Source organism: Homoserinimonas sp. (genome assembly GCF_056262345.1).
This window is the reverse complement of record NZ_JBACFR010000119.1, coordinates 1-2,951: the sequence shown is the minus strand read 5'-3', so window position 1 is coordinate 2,951 and position 2,951 is coordinate 1. Positions and strand designations below refer to the sequence as shown.

Sequence of the window (2,951 nt, the reverse complement as noted above, 5' to 3'; positions counted from 1 at the left end):
TCGGCGACCGTCAAAAACTTCACATCAGATAGATCGCTTGCCATTGGGCTGTCCTTATGTACGCGCACTTGATACGGGTGTTACTGAAGTGCTGAAACGCTACTTTAGGGGTAGAAGTGACGCATTGTCCACATCTTCAGCGCGATCGAAGCAACGGCACGCCGGACACTCAGAAATTGGCGCGCCAAAGCACGGAAGTACGCGGGCGAAAGCTCGGAAGCACGCGGGCGAGAAGGCGGCTTCTAGTCCTTCTTGAGCTTCTTGCGGATCGGCTCGAACACCTTGCGCTCGACTGCCTCGGAGGCCTCTTCGAAGCGGTGGCGCGTGCCATGCGTGGCGTCAGCCACCGCGCGACCGACGGCAGCGCCAGCGTCGCTGGGGTGCTGCAGGCTTTCGCCAGCACGGCGCAGCGGCGCAGGCATCTGCACTCCAGACCACGCCGCGAACGCACCGGATGCTTCACGCTGTTCGCGTCCGCCGCCGAGAGAGTCCACAGAAAGAAACGGCACAAGCCACTCTTCGACAACATCGAGCGGGCCCGGCTCTAGCCGGTAGTAGCGGTGCTGACCGACCTCACGAACGGCAACAAGGCCGCTGTCGCGCAAAACCTTGAGGTGCTTAGAAACGGTGGGCTGGCTCAGCCCGAGCTTCTCGACCAGCTCTCCGACGCTGATGTCGCCGGTAGCGGATTCCGGCGCAAGGTAGCGCTCGAGCAGAACCTGGAGAAGCTCACGACGCGTCGCATCCGCCACAACGCCAAAAATGTCGGTCATGGCAACAGGCTACTGGCCACCGCCGGGGAGTACCATGGCTAGCTGTCGCCGGGTCACGGCCAAAGTCGGAAATGACGGGGGGCACATGCGCACCAAACCCGTGTCGCGCACCACGGTTGCATCCCGGTTCCGCGATGCCGTCGACGAATTCGCCACGGTCTCTCCCGCGCGCTTCGCGATCGGCATCTTTACCGCGCTGATCTTCATTCTCACTCTCGTGCTGTCGCTTCCCATCGCGCACGCCGAGGGTCAACAGACTTCTGCTGCCGATGCCCTGTTTACGGCGGTTTCGGTGATCTGTGTCACGGGGCTCTCTGTTGTCGACATGGCCACGCACTGGAGCCTCTTTGGCAACGTGGCGATCCTGGTCGGGCTGCAGGTGGGCGGCATCGGCGTGCTCACACTGGCGAGCATCATGGGCCTCGTCGTCTCCCGCCGCCTGGGCCTGCGCACCCGCCTCATGGCCGCGAGCGATTCGAACCCGTCGCGCATCCACCATGGCCCGGTCTCTGAGTCGCAGGCGATTCGCCTCGGCGAGATCGGCGGGCTGCTCGCCACCGTCGCCCTCAGCGCTCTCGTGATCGAAGTCGGCGTTGCCATCGCCATCTTCCCCAGCCTGCTCGTGGCAGGCTTCGACACGTGGACGGCAGCCTGGCAGTCGTTCTACTACGCGGCTTCGGCCTTCACCAACACGGGCTTCACTCCCAATGCCGAGGGGCTCGAACTCTTCACGGCAGACCCGTGGATGCTCACGGTGCTGGCAATTGCCGTCTTCTTGGGCAGCGTCGGTTTTCCCGTGATCTTTGCCCTCACTAGGGGCTGGCGCACCCCGCGTCGGTGGCCCGTTCACGTCAAGCTCACCTTGTTCACGACGGTTGCCCTCATCATTTTGGGCGCGCTGGCCATTGCCTTGCTCGAGTGGAGCAACCCACAGACGCTCGGATCCGATCCACCGGGCAGCAGGCCTCTGACGGCGGGCTTCATGTCCGTTATGACGAGGTCGGGTGGTTTCGCGACGATCGATCTCGCCGAGGCAAACGGCTCCACCCTTCTCGTTATGGACATGCTGATGTTCGTGGGCGGAGGCTCCGCCTCGACCGCTGGCGGCATCAAGGTCACGACGCTGGCCGTGCTGTTTCTCGCCGCCTTCGCCGAGGCGCGCGGTGACGAAGACATGCAGGTTTTCGACCGCCGCATCCCCACGGATGTTCTCCGACTTGCCGTGAGCGTCGTGCTGTGGGGCGCGACAATCGTGGCGGCCGCCTCGATCTTCTTGCTCCAGCTGACCAAAGCCCCGCTCGACTTTGTGTTGTTCGACGTAATCTCGGCGTTTGCGACCTGTGGTCTTTCGACCGGGCTCACAGAAACTCTGCCCGATGCGGGCAAATATGTTCTGTCCGCGACGATGTGGGCAGGGCGCGTTGGTACAGTGACGTTGGCTGCGGCTCTTGCCGCAACCCAGCGCCGCCAACTGTTTAGGCGAGCGGAAGAGAGGCCCATCGTTGGTTGATCGCATCCCCCACGATGCCCCCGTGCTCATCATCGGGCTCGGACGATTTGGTGCGGCAACCGCCGGCCAGCTCGACAGGCTCGACCGCGAAGTGCTCGCGGTCGACGAGAGTGCCGCCCTCGTGCAGAAGTGGTCAGAGCGCGTCACTCACACGGTGCAGGCAGATGCCCGAAACATCGACGCGCTGCGGCAGATCGGCGCCCAGGACTTCTCTGTGGCCGTCGTGGCCGTTGGTTCATCCATCGAGGCCAGCGTGCTCATCACCGCGAACCTCGTCGACCTCAAGATCCCGCAGATCTGGGCCAAGGCGATCAGCCAGTCGCATGGCAAGATCCTGGCTCGCATCGGGGCGAATCACGTGATTTACCCTGAGGCAGAAGCCGGCGAGCGCGTGGCCCACCTCGTATCGGGCCGCATGCTCGACTTCATCGAATTCGATGACGACTTCGCGATCGTCAAGATGTATCCGCCCAAGACGTTGCGCGGCCAGACTCTCGGCGAATCCCAGATTCGCAAGAAGTTCGGCCTCACGGTCGTCGGGGTCAAATCGCCCGGCAAAGAGTTCACCTATGCAACGGCCGAGACGCTCATCTCCAACCACGACCTCATCATCGTGAGCGGCAACGCCGCAGACATCGAGCGCTTCGCCGCCACGTCCTAGGCGCCGA

The 2,951-nt window shown here is 63.3% G+C and carries 3 protein-coding genes; 2 read left to right on the top strand and 1 reads right to left on the bottom strand.

From position 1 onward, the window contains the following. Window positions 1-242 precede the first annotated feature (242 nt). Window positions 243-773, bottom strand: a complete 531-nt coding sequence (locus AC062T_RS06205) for an ArsR/SmtB family transcription factor (RefSeq protein WP_476028378.1) — start codon at window positions 771-773, stop codon at window positions 243-245. A gap of 85 nt (window positions 774-858) precedes the next feature. On the opposite strand from AC062T_RS06205, the gene AC062T_RS06200 reads away from it, so the two are divergent. Further along, on the top strand, window positions 859-2,283 hold the full coding sequence (locus AC062T_RS06200) for a TrkH family potassium uptake protein (protein WP_476028375.1): 1,425 nt from the start codon (window positions 859-861) through the stop codon (window positions 2,281-2,283). Continuing rightward, window positions 2,276-2,944 carry a potassium channel family protein gene (locus AC062T_RS06195; protein ID WP_108514695.1) on the top strand — a complete coding sequence of 223 codons (669 nt, stop codon included), beginning with the start codon at window positions 2,276-2,278 and terminating at the stop codon, window positions 2,942-2,944. Before AC062T_RS06200 ends, AC062T_RS06195 begins: the two co-directional genes overlap by 8 nt. The last annotated feature ends 7 nt before the right edge of the window (window positions 2,945-2,951 follow it).

What these genes read in the sequence shown, in the direction of transcription:
- AC062T_RS06205 (WP_476028378.1), bottom strand. Translation starts at nt 773, where the DNA reads ATGACCGACATTTTTGGCGTTGTGGCGGATGCGACGCGTCGTGAGCTT.
- AC062T_RS06200 (WP_476028375.1), top strand. Translation starts at nt 859, where the DNA reads ATGCGCACCAAACCCGTGTCGCGCACCACGGTTGCATCCCGGTTCCGC.